We start from the raw sequence: 14,912 nt of genomic DNA, 5'->3' as shown, positions 1-14,912 counted from the left end.
GCTGTTTCGTAGGAGGTTCGATAGCTGAAATACGAGGCTCGGCTCTTAAAACAGCTGTTTGACTAGACTTTTATTCGTTTTTCGTACGAGGCTCAGGCTGTTTCGTAGGAGGTTCGATAGCTGAAATACGAGGCTCGGCTCTTAAAACAGCTGTTTGACTAGACTTTTATTCGTTTTTCGTACGAGGCTCAACCTGCTTCGTAGGAGGTTCGATAGCTGAAATACGAGGCTCGGGACTTAGAACAGCGGCTTGACTAGACTTTTATTGGTTTTTCGTACGAAGCTCAACTAGATTTTTGAGCAGCTTGATAGTCAAAATGCGAAGTATGGGTCTTAAAATAGCTGTTTGATTGAGTATTCCGTACAGTATGAGCCAGCACTACTTGCGGATGATAGAGCCGGCAAGTGCGGAAAAGAGAGGCACTTGATTAAAGGCCTCCGATTTTACTACGAGTAGCAAGAAAATAATAGATTTCGATAAAATAAACAGCTATTTTACAGTAACATCCAATGGCTGTTTATTATTTTGCACTTTACAACATAGAGTTTAACTGTTACCACCTATGGTTTTACCGTTATCACCTATGGTTTTGATAATCTTTTATAGCCCCACATTATAGGCTTGTTTCTGATGCCTCGCTGCACCTTTGTACTGTTTCATGTTTATTTGATGCATTTTAGGTAGTAGCGCTAAGGATGGCCGTTAATTGTGATATAATATAGATATTTACCTGTTCAAGAATCACTTTACAAGATCATCACGTAAGAGATGGAGGGAAATTATGGTCTTTTCCAAACATGATTCTAAATTATCGTTAGATGTTTTATTAGATATGAATGAAAGCCAGTACTTTGACCGTAAATCGGCAAGCATTAAAGTTCAAAAGTTAGCAGAGGCCATTGTTGGTTTTGCAAATGCCGATGGCGGGTTACTTGCTATAGGTATCGAGAATGGGAAAGCACTTGGTATTCTTTCTCAAGGTAATATAAAAGTAAATGATTTTATCCAATGCGGTTTTGAAAAATGCTTTCCTTCAGTTAACTATAAATTTGAACGCATTAATATTGTTAAAGAGAACGGAAAAGAAGATGAAATTCTTTTGCTACACATTGAACCAAGCGTGGATAAAGTGCATAAAACAGAGGCTGATAATGTTTTTTTACGCGTTGGGGATGAAACAAAAAAACTTAGCTTTGAGCAACGAATAGATATCGAATATGATAAGGGAAATCGACTTTATGAAGAGTTGATTGCTGAATCCTGCACGATGGAAAATTTGGATGTGAATGTTTTCCATAAGTACAAAGAAAAACTGAAGTTTAAAGGAGATTTTGAAGAACTCCTACTGGCAAGAGGATTTTTAAAGCTTATAGACAGTGAATTAAAAGTCACGATTGCCGGAGCCCTCATGTTCGCAAAGTATCCAACAATGTTTGTTCCAAGCGCGAAATTAAGATTTTACAAATACGACGGGATAAAGGCAGAGGTCGGTACTAATATTAATATTTCTAAGCAAAAAGTATTCGAGGCACCTATCCCTACACTCATTGAAGAGGCGAAAGAATTTATTGACACACAGTTGCGAGAGTTTATGACCCTTGATAAAAATACAGGTAAGTTCACCACTATTCCTGAATATCCCCCATTTGCGTGGCAAGAGGGTTTGATTAATGCCATTACCCATCGTGCCTACAACGTCCATGGTGATGACATTAAAGTTTTTATGTTTGATGATCGCTTAGAAATTCATAGTCCAGGAAAACTACCCAATCTAGTGAGTGTAGAAAATATTAAATTTACACGTTATTCAAGAAATCCTAAAATCGCTCGCGCATTGACCGATTTTGAATGGGTTCGGGAACTCAATGAAGGTGTGAAGCGAATATTTCAGGATATGGAACAGTTTTTCTTAGATCCTCCTCTTTATGAAGAAACACCTACATCAGTAGTTCTAACATTAAAAAACAACATTGTTATGCGTCGTCGACGTAGAGAAGAAAGAATTTCCTCCCTAATAAACAGAAGTTGGAAGTATCTTACTGAGGACGAAAAAACAGCACTAGAAATTGCTTATGAAAAAGATAAGTTGAAGACAAAACAGTTAGCTCAAGCATTAGAAAAAAGTCAAAGCTATGCACTAAAAGTATTAAGATCACTTGAAGATAAAGGTTTAATTAGACATGTAGCTTCTTCTAATTTTGATCCAAATCAACATTATGTTTTAAATAGCGATGAAGAATCTAGAAATGAGGACTGACGTATTATAATCAGTCCTCATTTCTTTTTTTGCAAGCCAGATGTGAAATATGATATCAACTTTTCCCGAGATATACGCTACAACAGTGCTGGTTACGCCTTGTGATTTTACCACTTGTGACATCTTTTTCACCATTGAATGCCAATAGATTTACCACGTAATGTCACCTCGTGTACCAGTGCACTAAGCTGGCATAACCAGCTGGGGAGATAGCGGTTTTAAACAGCATGACTTCAAATCAAGCATGTGCTGTTTAACAACTTGACAACAACACTGAGCCTCCATGGGGTAAGTAAGCGTTACGTAATTCAAATCCTTCTGACAGCAATACTGTGATTGGAAGGGCCAAAATAATATTAGAAAACAATCCGATTCCACGCGCATACCACATAATATAAGCACAAACAGGTGATACAGCCGCGCATACACTCCAAAAAATAATTTCTCTTTCCGGGAAAAAATTCAGAAAAAGTATTGTGTACACATAATAAACGGTCAGCATCGATCCAAAAAAGGCGAATACTTTTGCAGCCGCTAATTTGGGAGAATAACTGAAAACCGATAAAAGTGTGGCAACAAATATCCATATACCAAGACAATCACCTAAAAGAGTGAATATTGGGTAAAAATAAGAAGGATTATCAACAACTTTCGCCAGTAAACCCAAAGTAAGCCCAACAATAACTGCATTTACTATTGAAAAGACTTTTTGTTTTGTAGTTGATTTGTTCGTAATTCTAACCCGATTCAACTTATTATATATTTCCATTATACCCTCCTTTTTTTCAAACTTATTTGTTTATTCCACGTATACTCAAAAAAGAGACGGCTTCTCTGTTTTACATTGAATAATTCATTCTATTAGTATTTTAACTTCCAGTTCCACGTCGACATTCCCTCTAATCGCTCGACTAATCATACATGACGTTTCTGCTTTTTCGGCAAGTTTTCTTGCGAGCGATGCATCTTTTTCAGTCGCATCTGATAACAATACGATATGTGGTTTATGGAGTATTTTTTTGTATGTAATAATACCATTTGTCACATCAACTACGCCAACGGACTCCATCGTCAAACTTACCTTCTCCAACTTGCTACGTTCCATCATTGCGGCAAGTGTGATGATATAACATGTTGCAGCGGCGCCCAACAACATTTCATCCGGATTCGTACCTACACCTGGCCCATCCATCTCAGGTGGAATCGATACTTCCGTTTTGAGATTTCCTACATCAATTGTCCCTACATCATTACGCCAACCAGGCCAATCCGCTTTCAAGTGAAAAAGATGTTCTGCCATTTCAACTACCTCCATTTACAACCTAAATGTGAACGTTCACTTCAAATCCACTTTAACAGTTAAACGTATTTTCTGACAGTATACAGTACGTTTTTCCAACAAAAAAAGGGTTGATGCAAATACAATGATGAACTGAGAAAACACCATGGAAATTGATTATCACAAAATAACGGTACCTTTCTAGAGTCAAGAACGTCTTATCAATAGAACCGTTCCAATATTCAACTAACGGGTGCTTAGCTGAACAGGATTTTAAGAAGGGTTGAAAGACAATGATGAATATCAAGAAAAAAGAATGTATGAAAATCAATATTAATCTATTCTCCTTTATTCTTTCTTTATTTTCTATCCCTATCTTTTTTATTGCAATATCATCTGCAAATTTTAAAAGTATTTTCATCAAAATCATAGGGCCTCATCCACTAAATATTGTCTTAGGCATAACGTTGATAGCATTTTTTCTTGGCATTATAGGGCTAAAGGATGTAAGAGAATGGAAAGCAATGGCTAGAAGTGTATTTACCATAATTTTCACATTGTGTTTTTCAGGGGTATTAATTGTCATTATATTCGTTGGCTTTTTGCTTAGTTAACCTTGTTCATTGTATTATCAATTTGAATTAAAAATTAATTGATTGCGAGGAAGAATTCTTATACTAAAGCGTTAAAAAGAACCCAATTCAGTTGTGAATTTGGGTTCTTTTTAGCGTTTCTATTGTTATTTCACTTCAACTGTAAACTCTTCGTGTTCGTGTAAATCATGCTCATCTTCTACATGGATCTGAACTTTGAATGTGCCAGCTTCCGCAAAGGTCTGTGTAGCTGTATACTCACCTGCAACCTTCTCTTCTGCATCAAGCCAATCTCGTTTGTCAGGATTTGCGTCATTCCAGATTTCATAACGCACTCTTGCTTTTTCTAAAGGATGGCCGTCCATTTGTAAATGTGTGACGAGCTTTAGTTCCTCAGTCGCTTTAACTTGTTCAGGTTTCATGAAATGTAACGAGAAGCCCTCAGTCGTTCCGTGTTCGTGGTCTTCCTTATGTTCTTCTTCCTGTTGGGCGCCATGTCCAACAGTCACTTCTTTTTTAGGCATTGTATGCATGCTTCGAGCAGTCACATGCACTTGAATGTGGAAAAGACCATCATGATCAAATGTAGTTTCCGCCGTATACAACCCTGCTTTTTCATTTATTGATTCAATCATAACGCTGTCGTCTTTTTTACCTTCTTCCCACACCTCAAACACCACTTCGTCTGCATCTTCTACTTTTTCTTCACCAAGTGAAACGATTGCTTCCATCTTCACTTTTTCAGCGATAGCTACTTTTTCCGTTACGCTCAATGTAACTGCAAGAGGTAATATCTCATCCGGTTCTGCAAGGGGCAAAATCTCAGCACCATCTTTACCGCAAGCTGCGAGTGACGCCAACACCAAAACAAGTGCTAATATCCATAGTTTTCTTTTCATTTAAATAATCCCCCAAATTTCTTTTTACTTAACGTAATTCGATAACTCCAGTATGATTATAGAAGATAAGTTAGAAGTAATTGTGAAGTTCTGCATTTCACACATTTTTCACTTGTTTCATGGAAAATGTTCAAGATGGCCTATCTAAAATTGAAATGAGGTTTTTTTCTTGAATCAAACTACAATCATGATTATAGACGATGAACCACAGATGAGAAAACTAATTCGAACGTTTTTAGAGAAAGAAAGATACACAGTAATAGAAGCAACCGATGGAATCCATGCATTGTCTTTAGTTGACAAGGTAAAACCACAATTATTAATTGTTGATGTAATGATGCCCTTCATGGACGGTTTTACCTTTGCCAAGGAAGTAAAACGCACATCCTCAATTCCACTCATCTTTTTATCTGCCAAAGGAGAAGAGTGGGACAAAATTCAAGGTCTAAAACTTGGAGGGGATGATTATATCGTTAAACCCTTCCTTCCTGGGGAATTATTAGCACGTGTCGAATCCGTACTAAGGCGAGCTAACCAAAACAACACTGCAGAAGACGTTTTGAAAGTCGGCCCCCTCGTCATTGATAATGAAGCGCATACCGTAACGCTAAATGGAGCAACCTTGTCATTAACGTTAAAAGAATTTGGCATGCTTTACTTACTTGCTAAAAATAAAGGTCGCGTCTATACAAGAGAGCAATTGTTGCAAATTGTTTGGGGTGAAGATCATCAAAGTAGCGAGCGGACAGTCGATACACATATTAAAACGTTGCGTCTCAAAATGGAAAGTGAAGGAGATTTAATTGAAACCGTTTGGGGTGTCGGCTATAAGTTCGGGGTGTAAGGATGAAAAAACTAACGTTAAGTAAAAAAATATTGGTAGTTCTTAGCACAAGTATCGGATTTACGATACTTTTCTCCTTCTTCTTCATCCATTATCTATACTCTGAATTGTATTTAGCAAGCATAGAGGAATCCATTCTCTATCAAGGGAAAAGAACTGCATCCCATTATCATTATGGCGAATTAAGTGACGAGATTATTGAGAAAATCCAATGGTATAACGTCGTTTCGGAATATGAAATTATCGTCGTCGATAATGTAGAGGAACTGTCCTCTTATTTCCCCTATAAAGTAAATTACAAAACACTTGTTGATGCTGCTGATTTGGCAGAATTAGAAAAAGGAGCGCATGTCCTAAAGAAAGGTTATGTTGAGGAGTTCGACCGAGAGATCCTAGGTGCAATTTTCCCGATAAAAGGCGTAGACGGACTGATCGGTTTTATTTACATTTATGTACCGCTGGCGGCAGTGCAAGATGTATTTCGTGAGAGTATACCAATATTGGTCATCGTTGGCACCTTCTTTTTCGTTATTCTTTTTTTAGTTGTCAATCAAGCTTGGCGATCCTTATTCAGACCACTACAAGACCTTCAACAGCTTTCCTATGAGGTTTCAAAAGGTAATTATTCAAGTCGAATTAAAACGGATCGAAACGATGAAATTGGTCAACTGACAGAGGCATTTAATACGATGAGCCTATCCCTAGAACAACAGGAGGAGCGCAAGAAAGAATTCACATCTAATATCGTCCACGAGCTCAGAACGCCGTTAACGTATATCGGTGGCTACACACATGTTTTAAAAGAAAAAATCTATTCATCACCCGAAGAAGCAAAGAGTTATTTACAAACAATTGAGAAAGAAACAGAACGATTGAATAAACTGATTAATGATCTCGTCGAATTAAACCATCTACAAGAAGATTTATATTCGCTTGAGAGACAACCGATTGCCATTGCACAATTATTATTCGATACAATCGACCTTTTCAAGATTCACATCTCAGAAAAAAAACTATCTCTCGGATTGACCATTGAGGAAGACCTTATCATATCCGGCGACCCTAAACGGATTCAACAGGTATTTTATAATACGATTGATAATGCCATAAAGTATTCAATTAAAGATGGATCCATCGCAATCGAGCTAAGAAAAAATGAGGAGTCAATCGAATTCAAAGTCATAAATAAGGGGATTGTGATTAGTACGGATGACCTCCAGCGTATTGGCGAACGTTTTTTCAGGACGGATAAGGCACGAACACGCACAACTGGTGGAACAGGTCTTGGACTTTCGATTGTAAAAGAGATTGTCCGATTACACAATGGAACATTTCTAATTGCAAGCGATTCTATTGTAGGTACGACCATTACAATCCAATTGCCTAGTCTTACGGCGGATATGGAGGAGGATGTGTAAAATGAAAAAAATTCAAACGATACTCTTTGTCCTTGTTTGCCTATCCCTGTTATCCGCTTGTGGGGCTAAGACTCAAACTGGAACGGAGATTACACCCTTTACCTTTACAAATCAAGAGGGACAACCATTTGGTACTGAAGAGTTGAAAGGGTCTATTTGGATTGCTGATTTCATCTTTACGCAATGTGAAACAGTCTGTCCCCCGATGACAATTGAAATGGCTTCTCTACAAAAGAAATTCAAGGATGAAGGCATACAAGCCGAGTTTGTATCATTCACAGTAGATCCAACCGTGGACACGCCTACCCTGTTGAAGGACTATCTTAAGCAATATACGGACGACGATTCCAATTGGCATTTGCTAACAGGTTACACTCAAGAAGCAATCGAACTTTTCGCCAGAGAACAGTTTCAAACTATTGTTCAAAAACCTGCCACATCCAATCAAGTCCTTCACGGGACAAATTTCTATCTAATTGATCAACAAGGCTTTAAAATAAAGGAATACAATTTTGTAGATACAAGCTATGTTGAAGATTTGATGAAAGATATTAAGAAATTGCAAAAATAGCAAGCTGAAACACCTCTTGGTTCACGTCTGAGAGGTGTTTTCAAGACAGAGAACTTTTTTCCACTTCTCCGCTTCCTCATTAACCTACCCACCTTCGCATACAATGGGATTGTTTAAAACCATACGAGGAGTGAATAGACGATTCCTACTTTCGTAACGCAATCATTGGATGAAATACGTTTTTGGTCTAGGATTATGAAGGAGCACGCCTTGTTTTTAAGTCTCGGATTCAGTGCGAATGATACGAAGCTTATTCTAGAAGCACAGCAGTATATTGTTATTTTCGAGCGGATTGAGGAACAAATTACTGGTTATAATGCGCAAACAGACCCTGAAGTGATTAGACAATTAAATATACAAGTGTATCAAGCAGCCGCTTCTATCTGGGCATATAAACGAAAAGTACTTGGATTGATATTACGTTGTCAAATTGTGTCCAACAACTATCCTTTACTCGTTGACCATACGAGTCGGGAAGCTGCGTATTTTGTTAAACGATTAAGGGAATTGAATGAAGGAAAACTACGGCCACTACCTGAAGCAATAATAAAAGAGAATGTATTTTTCTTAAAAATCATGGCAGATCATGCGAAATTTATCGGCCATCTGCTCGATCCATCTGAAAGGAAACTTGTTGACCAAGCAAGGGCGTTCAGCCATGACTTTGACCAACTGCTTTTTCAAGCGCAAGACTTGGAACATATGCGTCCTCAATCAGAAACCGTTCCCCTCTTGGATCAATTTCTTGACCAAAACCGTGTTTCTGTTGTATCTCTTCGTGACTTCAAGAAAACTGCACGTGATTTAATCGAAGCTTGCCGCATAAAGAGCAACATCCATCCTCTTCTCGCCGATCATGTCTTCCGTGAAGCGGATCGATTCCTTCATATAATTGATGCTTTCGAAGAAAGTTTGACCTCTCAGAAAGCTTAATCATATGAAATTTAAGAACAAGCGCCTGTTCAGACGCGACAGACATAAGATGGGCTGGCGAAGCGATGTCCTTTTGCCGCAAAATCGGAGCGACTTATGACCCGTACGACTTGGCGCCCGGAGTCTGGACATTGATTAAAACTTATATTTTCTTATTTCTCTAAAAAGTTTACCACTCCCCATTATTTACATATATAATAGGCATAGTCAATGAAATTGGGAGGCAAACGATGTTAACAAAAGAGCAATTAGCTGCAATTAAAATGCTACAAAAAGAGTGTGAGCAAGCAGACGACATCCAATTAAAGCTCAATTGGGATATGCTGCGCCAAAGAGATGACCAGTGCATGGATTTCTTCCAGTGGGAAGGCGAAGAACTGGTCGCTTATTTAGCCTTATATGAATTTGGATCATCGGTTGAAGTTTGCGGCATGGTAAAACCGAGCGAGAGAAGGAATCATCATTTCTCCAAGCTTTGGCAAGAGGCACTAAAAATGATTGAGGAAAAAGGTTTTCAAAAGGTTTTATTTAACGCACCGGCATCGTCTGAGTCTGCAAAATCATGGTTGGTTAAACAGCCTTGTCAGTACGATTTCTCCGAGTTTCATATGCAATGGGAAGAACGACCTCTCGAGGAATCAAGTGATATCATTTTACGTAAATCACTCGCAGGGGACTATGATCTTGAAATAAAACTTGACGTTCTTGCTTTTGATTTCACCGAAGAAGATGCACGGAATCATCATGAACAAGTTAAGGGTAGACCTGGTGAACATCATTATATAATCGAAGTCAATAAGGAAAGTATCGGAAAGTTGCGGGTTCACAGAGATGAACAAAAAGCCTATATTTATGGGTTTTCCATATTGCCTAATTTCCAAGGACAAGGCTATGGCCGAAAAGCATTGAGAAACATTGTGAAACAGGAGCATGAAGCTGGGTATAGCATTCAACTTGATGTGGAAACGAAAAATGATAATGCGCTTCACTTATATGAATCGGTTGGGTTCGTCACTATTCAGGGTCAAGATTATTATTTATCCCGCATTAACGGGCAGTAAGACCCCACTTCAAGTCTTCGAGGAAACAAGAAGAATAAGTGGGGGAATTAACTGCCCGAAGAGCTTGCGGAATATAGTTCGATTCCGCTTTAAATGCCCGAACGGTTAAACTAACAATCAGTGGGGGATGAGGAAAACCTCCACTGATTGAAGATTAACTTTATTGAAGTGAATGCAGAAACAGCGCATCTTATTTTATCGGATGCGCTGTTTTTTATTGCTCATACGAACCGCAGTATCTCATCTAAGAATTATGGATGAATACCTGTTAGAATGGGGAATATAAATCAACAATGATTATCGGAGGTATGACAATGAATGAATCGGATAAAACAATTATATCCAGCATCACATATATTTCCGTTGAACGAATAGCTCATTGGTACGAACAAAAAGTTTATAGATCCATTCATCAGATTCAGCTATTTTCCGATGTAATCTCAACAACCAAACAAACATTTCAGTTAGAGCATATCCATGACATTTCGTATCGTCCTTTTTCGGGCGGTACTGGATTATTTTATTTACATACAAACCAAGGTGTCCTTACTTTTGAAATTGATGTCAATCCCGCTGAATTTATCAAGGCATATAAAGAACTACGTTAATCGTCATTCACTCCTTCCCTTTCTTCTTCATTATGTTTAAAACCGATTTATATGTGGTATATGAGGAAGAGCCATAAAAAATGGAGGGATTACTAATGACAGTTAAACTAACTGTAGAAAATGCTGTGCAAGCGAAAAAAGAAATCGAGAACTTGGTAACACAAGGTTATTCCCATGATGAAATCTATCTATTCGCACATGACAAAAAAAGGAGCGATGACATCACTGATGCCCTCGATACAGAAAAAGTCGGCGTGGTAGAACAAGGATTTCTTGATAGTTTGAAAAATATGTTCAGTTCCCGTGGCGACGAATTACGAAACAAAATGGAGGCAGTTGGCTTATCTTCGGAGGAAGCGGCAGATGCGGAAAAAGAGCTTGATCAGGGAAAGCTTATCCTAATCGCAAAAAAGTAATTCAAAATAGCAAGTTATAGAAGATAAATGTACAACCCCCATTCCGCTATCCAGACGGATGGGGTTTTTCAATTTTTCCGCCTTTTCCATTATCCAATGCATTCATTGGCATATTGTAGCTCCTATTCGGTATTATAGAATAGGAAAGTAGGTGCAAGTTATGGATAACAAGTTATGGAAGATTGGTTTTTTCACTGGATTGACATCTTTCGTTCTACTTATAGTTGGTATACGTACAATTCTAGGTCAAACACTTATTGTAAAAAACTATTTAACATTCGGTGTCTTCGGGTTAATTGTAGGAATTATGGCAGCGCTGTTATTGTTTTATGAATTGAAAATAGCTTTCCGAATTTTCATGATTGCAGTAATTCTAGCTTTTACAGCATTTTTTCTTAATTTGCTAATGGCTAGAAATAATGATGGTTCCTTGAGGGCTATCTTGGATTTATTCATCATCACTTCATTCGGATTAGGGCTTGCTTTCATTGTACAATTCATCATTATCTTTATTCGTAAAAACAAGTGACAAAGCGGGCAATTCCTATGTGAAAGGAATTGCCCGCTTTTGTTCTATTCAAGCCCACATCCATTTCCAAATTTCTTTCGGTGTAGCGTTTTTACCATACATTAGTATACCCATCTTAAAGATTTTCCCTGCAAGCTTCATGAAAATCCAAATGCTCACAACAAGAATAACTAATGCGATAATAATTTCCAACCATGGCCATTCCTCAAGAACAGATAACCGGAAGAGTAAAATCGACGGCGCTGTAATCGGTATGAATGAACCCACCTTCGCAACCATGCCACTTGGATCTGAAAGTATTGGACCAATAAAAACAAGGGGCAAGAACGGCAACATCATGACCATTCCTTGGAAATTACTTGTAGCGGTCATATCCTCTACTGTCGCACCGATTCCTACAAAGATTGCCGCAAATAACAGGTAACCAGAGAATGCGATGAACAATAGAAGCAGTGTTTCGGGAACAAACAAGTATTCCACAATAGGAAAATCGAATTTCCATAAAACAACTGGAAATGCGACAACAAGCCATACGAATACTTGTGTTATGCCTAGGATAAAATAACCTATAATTTTTCCTTGCATCAATTCCGTTGGTGTCAAAGAGGATAATATGATTTCTGCAACCTTTTCCTTTTTCTCTTGTGAAGCTGATTGAAAAATCATCATGCCCGTCATCACAATTGAAAAGAGGATGATTCCCGCAAATACACCTGGAACGATTCTTTTCATAGGGTCAGCGGCTTCCAAAACAGTTCCTTTCAATTCACTCTCGATTGCTCCCGTTTCCCCAGCGTAGACCGGAACGATTACCACCCGATGTGCAATCGTTGCTTTTTGTACATCTGTCAATCCGATACTTTCTATTTGTACCTGACGGAGCAGTTCGTCTAAAATGCCAACTTCATTACCGAATGACTTATCCATATCGTCACTCATATACATGTTCATCTGACCTTTTGCTAATCCCTCTTCCGTCAAAACGATGTAAACGCTCTGCTCCATTTCAGGTAGACCTTCAAGCATTATTGACTCGTCCTCTTGCGACTGTATCAGTGTCCAATTTAATTGCTCATCGTTTTTAACAGCTTCACTAACTGCATCCCAAACACCCAATTCATCATGCATATAGACGTTCACATTCTTGTCAGCACTAAAACTATTGAATAACATAGGAACGAACATAAACGCCAAAAAAATAATTGGTGTGCTAAGTAAAGAGATAATAAATGATTTATTCTTCATATTGCGGTTAATTTCCCACTTTGCTACTTTTAAACTATTACGCATTGAGTACGCCTCCTTCTTGCAATTGATGTTGGTCCGTAGCTACGTCGATGAAAATTTCATGAAGTGAAATCCGGTCGATCACTAGTTCTTGGATTGTTAGTTCTTCTGGTAATTGCCGGATCCATGTTGGAATCTTGACATCTTGCGTCAAATATAGCACTGTTACGTCTTCATTTTGTTCAATCCGTTGTACGTCCGGAATCATTTCCAATAAAGCAGGGGCGTTTTGGCCTTTGATTGTACATTTGAAGTTCGCATAGTCATTTTTCACGTCTTCCATCGTACCGTAAATCACTTTTTTACCACGTTGTATCATAAACAGTCGATCGCATAATTCCTCAACGACATTCATTTGATGTGATGATAAAAGAATGGCCGTTCCATTATTCGCTAATTCTCGGATTTCCCGTTTAAACGTTTCCTGGCTAACAGGATCCAAACCGGAAAATGGCTCATCCAAAATAAGCAAGTCTGGTTCATGAATGATTGAAGCGATAAATTGAACTTTTTGTGCCATCCCTTTTGATAATTCCTCGACTGAAACTTTGTCCTTACCTTCTAGTCCAAACTTCGCCAAATAAGCAAGTGCACGTTCTCTCGCCTTTTTCACTGGGTAATCTTTCAAATTTGCTAAATATAAAATCATATCCATCACTTTGACGTTTTTGTATAGCCCTCGTTCTTCCGGCAAATAACCAATCTTCTGACGCGGAATCGTATTTTCAGGATGACCATTGAACTCGATACTTCCTTCATCTGGATACATGATGCCCATAATGTTACGAATTGTCGTTGACTTTCCAGCACCATTCGGACCTAAAATCGCCATAATTTCGCCTTTTCGAACCTCAAATGAGATATTTTCTATAATCCTTTTCGATTTAAAAGACTTGCCAAGATTTTTCACAGTAAGTATATTTGTCATTTTTTTCGCTCCCTTTCATTCACTTCGCCAACAGAATGGCTAGTATTTCATTCAACTCCAGCGTTTGAACATTTGTCCAGTCTATATTTTCGTTACGAAGATACTCTTCTGCTTCGTTTGGAAGGTTCGTCGTCAGAGAGCCTTCTCCCCTTTCCTGTTCACCAGGAACTGCTGGGAAATCGAGTGGTTGTGAAAACCAGTATCGTTTATACATTTCAATAAGCTCTTCTTTTTCAAACTGTCCAAAGATACGTCCGTCTTTCAGCACAACTAGGTAGTCCGCTAGTTTCCGAATTTCCTCAACTTGATGTGTTGCCAAGATGATTGTTCTATCCTCCTTTTCCATCCACTCAACAAGTAAATCATTCAAAATTTGCTTAGATGGTATATCAAGATGTGCGGTCGGTTCATCGAGAATGAGCACCTGCGCATTTCTAGCAATAACGAGCGCTAAATTCAGTTGCTGCTGTGCTCCCGGTGACAATTTACTATATTTTCTTGATAAATCAATTCCAAATAACGATACAATTTTCCGAAACAATGGTTCATCCCATGTTGGATACCATTGTGAAATTAAGTTCTTCATTTCATAACCTGTAAAAGGTACAATCATCGGTGGTTTTTGTGGTAAATAGGCGACATGCATTTTCCACGACTCGTCATCTCCAAGGACGAATTGCCCAAGTAATCGAATGTCTCCGCTATCTGTTTTCATTAAATTTATGACCATTTTTAAAAGTGTACTTTTTCCAGATCCATTCTTCCCAATAAGTGCGGATATCGTTCCTTTTTCAATCTTCAAATCAATCGATTCTAATTGAAATTCGTCGACTTTTTTATGTACATTACTCATTGTGACTGCATAATCCATACCGTTACTGCCCCTTTCCTTTGTCTTCATAGTCCTTAATTAAATCCGAAAATATTTTCTCTACTTGTTTTGTTGAATAATCATGACGGAAAGCAGTTTCGATTGCCGTTTCAAATGCTAGTCGAACGGTAGCCACTTTCACTTCTTGCTTCAATCCTTCCTCGATTTCAGCAACGAATGATCCTTTTCCTTGCGTTGAACGAACAAATCCCTGTTGCTCTAAATTTTGATAGACCCGTCTCGTTGTTATGATGCTCACTTCAAGGTCCTTGGATAGGGAGCGGATTGAGGGAAGTAAAGTCCCCGCACTTAATTGCCCACTTGCAATCAATGCTTTGATCTGCTCTTCGATTTGAAAATAGATCGGTTCTCGAGAATCCTTAGATAATTGAATCGGAAGTTCCATTCCACACACTC

The 14,912-nt window shown here is 38.3% G+C and carries 17 protein-coding genes; 10 read left to right on the top strand and 7 right to left on the bottom strand.

Annotated features, from left to right (window positions below; translation table 11 throughout):
• Nucleotides 1-782: 782 nt before the first annotated feature.
• The gene (locus H4683_RS06610) at nt 783-2,258 is read left to right on the top strand and encodes an ATP-binding protein (RefSeq protein WP_192598054.1); all 1,476 of its coding nucleotides are present in this window, start codon (nt 783-785) and stop codon (nt 2,256-2,258) included.
• A gap of 253 nt (nt 2,259-2,511) precedes the next feature.
• On the opposite strand, the gene H4683_RS06605 is transcribed toward H4683_RS06610, so the two are convergent.
• The gene (locus tag H4683_RS06605; protein WP_192598053.1) at nt 2,512-3,027 is read right to left on the bottom strand and encodes a hypothetical protein; all 516 of its coding nucleotides are present in this window, start codon (nt 3,025-3,027) and stop codon (nt 2,512-2,514) included.
• Between the two features lie 84 nt (nt 3,028-3,111).
• Nucleotides 3,112-3,558, bottom strand: a complete 447-nt coding sequence (locus tag H4683_RS06600) for an OsmC family protein (RefSeq protein ID WP_192598052.1) — start codon at nt 3,556-3,558, stop codon at nt 3,112-3,114.
• A 272-nt stretch (nt 3,559-3,830) separates the two neighbouring features.
• On the opposite strand from H4683_RS06600, the gene H4683_RS06595 reads away from it, so the two are divergent.
• A complete protein-coding gene (locus H4683_RS06595) occupies nt 3,831-4,151 on the top strand; it encodes a hypothetical protein (protein ID WP_192598051.1) in 321 nt (106 codons plus the stop codon).
• A 125-nt stretch (nt 4,152-4,276) separates the two neighbouring features.
• Here the strand turns inward: H4683_RS06595 and H4683_RS06590 are convergent, their stop codons facing one another.
• Nucleotides 4,277-5,029, bottom strand: a complete 753-nt coding sequence (locus H4683_RS06590) for a FixH family protein (RefSeq protein ID WP_192598050.1) — start codon at nt 5,027-5,029, stop codon at nt 4,277-4,279.
• 169 nt (nt 5,030-5,198) lie between these two features.
• Between H4683_RS06590 and H4683_RS06585 the strand changes: the two genes are divergently transcribed.
• The 8 genes from H4683_RS06585 (at nt 5,199) to H4683_RS06550 (ending at nt 11,409) form a co-directional block, all read left to right on the top strand.
• Nucleotides 5,199-5,873: a response regulator transcription factor gene (locus tag H4683_RS06585; protein ID WP_225941937.1), complete on the top strand. Its 675-nt coding sequence runs from the start codon at nt 5,199-5,201 to the stop codon at nt 5,871-5,873.
• A 2-nt stretch (nt 5,874-5,875) separates the two neighbouring features.
• Nucleotides 5,876-7,291: a sensor histidine kinase gene (locus tag H4683_RS06580; RefSeq protein ID WP_192598049.1), complete on the top strand. Its 1,416-nt coding sequence runs from the start codon at nt 5,876-5,878 to the stop codon at nt 7,289-7,291.
• A 1-nt stretch (nt 7,292) separates the two neighbouring features.
• Nucleotides 7,293-7,862: an SCO family protein gene (locus tag H4683_RS06575; RefSeq protein WP_192598048.1), complete on the top strand. Its 570-nt coding sequence runs from the start codon at nt 7,293-7,295 to the stop codon at nt 7,860-7,862.
• 195 nt (nt 7,863-8,057) lie between these two features.
• Nucleotides 8,058-8,795 (top strand): DUF2935 domain-containing protein, encoded by a 738-nt coding sequence (locus H4683_RS06570; protein WP_239027698.1) that lies wholly within the window; start codon nt 8,058-8,060, stop codon nt 8,793-8,795.
• Nucleotides 8,796-9,025: 230 nt separating this feature from the next.
• Nucleotides 9,026-9,856, top strand: a complete 831-nt coding sequence (locus H4683_RS06565; protein WP_192598047.1) for a GNAT family N-acetyltransferase — start codon at nt 9,026-9,028, stop codon at nt 9,854-9,856.
• A 314-nt stretch (nt 9,857-10,170) separates the two neighbouring features.
• Nucleotides 10,171-10,464, top strand: coding sequence for a hypothetical protein (locus H4683_RS06560; protein ID WP_192598046.1), 294 nt, complete (start codon nt 10,171-10,173; stop codon nt 10,462-10,464).
• A gap of 95 nt (nt 10,465-10,559) precedes the next feature.
• Nucleotides 10,560-10,880, top strand: a complete 321-nt coding sequence (locus H4683_RS06555; RefSeq protein ID WP_192598045.1) for a YflT domain-containing protein — start codon at nt 10,560-10,562, stop codon at nt 10,878-10,880.
• Nucleotides 10,881-11,040: 160 nt separating this feature from the next.
• Entirely contained in the window at nt 11,041-11,409 is a 369-nt protein-coding gene (locus tag H4683_RS06550) for a hypothetical protein (RefSeq protein ID WP_192598044.1), read from the top strand.
• Nucleotides 11,410-11,457: 48 nt separating this feature from the next.
• Here H4683_RS06550 and H4683_RS06545 read toward each other — a convergent pair whose 3' ends face one another.
• The 4 genes from H4683_RS06545 to H4683_RS06530 are packed head-to-tail and all read right to left on the bottom strand — an operon-like array spanning nt 11,458 to nt 14,901.
• The gene (locus H4683_RS06545; RefSeq protein WP_192598043.1) at nt 11,458-12,699 is read right to left on the bottom strand and encodes an ABC transporter permease; all 1,242 of its coding nucleotides are present in this window, start codon (nt 12,697-12,699) and stop codon (nt 11,458-11,460) included.
• Entirely contained in the window at nt 12,692-13,624 is a 933-nt protein-coding gene (locus tag H4683_RS06540) for an ABC transporter ATP-binding protein (protein ID WP_192598042.1), read from the bottom strand. Before H4683_RS06540 ends, H4683_RS06545 begins: the two co-directional genes overlap by 8 nt.
• A gap of 19 nt (nt 13,625-13,643) precedes the next feature.
• On the bottom strand, nt 13,644-14,495 hold the full coding sequence (locus H4683_RS06535; protein ID WP_192598041.1) for an ATP-binding cassette domain-containing protein: 852 nt from the start codon (nt 14,493-14,495) through the stop codon (nt 13,644-13,646).
• A 4-nt stretch (nt 14,496-14,499) separates the two neighbouring features.
• Entirely contained in the window at nt 14,500-14,901 is a 402-nt protein-coding gene (locus H4683_RS06530; protein WP_192598040.1) for a GntR family transcriptional regulator, read from the bottom strand.
• Between the last annotated feature and the right edge of the window lie 11 nt (nt 14,902-14,912).

Source organism: Sporosarcina limicola (assembly GCF_014873855.1).
In the GTDB taxonomy this organism is placed as follows: domain Bacteria; phylum Bacillota; class Bacilli; order Bacillales_A; family Planococcaceae; genus Sporosarcina; species Sporosarcina limicola.
This window is presented reverse-complemented; position numbering and strand designations above follow the sequence as displayed.

What these genes read in the sequence shown, in the direction of transcription:
- H4683_RS06600 (WP_192598052.1), bottom strand. Translation starts at nt 3,558, where the DNA reads ATGGCAGAACATCTTTTTCACTTGAAAGCGGATTGGCCTGGTTGGCGT.
- H4683_RS06555 (WP_192598045.1), top strand. Translation starts at nt 10,560, where the DNA reads ATGACAGTTAAACTAACTGTAGAAAATGCTGTGCAAGCGAAAAAAGAA.
- H4683_RS06545 (WP_192598043.1), bottom strand. Translation starts at nt 12,699, where the DNA reads ATGCGTAATAGTTTAAAAGTAGCAAAGTGGGAAATTAACCGCAATATG.
- H4683_RS06560 (WP_192598046.1), top strand. Translation starts at nt 10,171, where the DNA reads ATGAATGAATCGGATAAAACAATTATATCCAGCATCACATATATTTCC.
- H4683_RS06580 (WP_192598049.1), top strand. Translation starts at nt 5,876, where the DNA reads ATGAAAAAACTAACGTTAAGTAAAAAAATATTGGTAGTTCTTAGCACA.
- H4683_RS06570 (WP_239027698.1), top strand. Translation starts at nt 8,058, where the DNA reads ATGAAGGAGCACGCCTTGTTTTTAAGTCTCGGATTCAGTGCGAATGAT.
- H4683_RS06535 (WP_192598041.1), bottom strand. Translation starts at nt 14,495, where the DNA reads ATGGATTATGCAGTCACAATGAGTAATGTACATAAAAAAGTCGACGAA.
- H4683_RS06590 (WP_192598050.1), bottom strand. Translation starts at nt 5,029, where the DNA reads ATGAAAAGAAAACTATGGATATTAGCACTTGTTTTGGTGTTGGCGTCA.
- H4683_RS06540 (WP_192598042.1), bottom strand. Translation starts at nt 13,624, where the DNA reads ATGACAAATATACTTACTGTGAAAAATCTTGGCAAGTCTTTTAAATCG.
- H4683_RS06610 (WP_192598054.1), top strand. Translation starts at nt 783, where the DNA reads ATGGTCTTTTCCAAACATGATTCTAAATTATCGTTAGATGTTTTATTA.
- H4683_RS06605 (WP_192598053.1), bottom strand. Translation starts at nt 3,027, where the DNA reads ATGGAAATATATAATAAGTTGAATCGGGTTAGAATTACGAACAAATCA.
- H4683_RS06530 (WP_192598040.1), bottom strand. Translation starts at nt 14,901, where the DNA reads ATGGAACTTCCGATTCAATTATCTAAGGATTCTCGAGAACCGATCTAT.
- H4683_RS06565 (WP_192598047.1), top strand. Translation starts at nt 9,026, where the DNA reads ATGTTAACAAAAGAGCAATTAGCTGCAATTAAAATGCTACAAAAAGAG.
- H4683_RS06550 (WP_192598044.1), top strand. Translation starts at nt 11,041, where the DNA reads ATGGATAACAAGTTATGGAAGATTGGTTTTTTCACTGGATTGACATCT.
- H4683_RS06595 (WP_192598051.1), top strand. Translation starts at nt 3,831, where the DNA reads ATGATGAATATCAAGAAAAAAGAATGTATGAAAATCAATATTAATCTA.
- H4683_RS06575 (WP_192598048.1), top strand. Translation starts at nt 7,293, where the DNA reads ATGAAAAAAATTCAAACGATACTCTTTGTCCTTGTTTGCCTATCCCTG.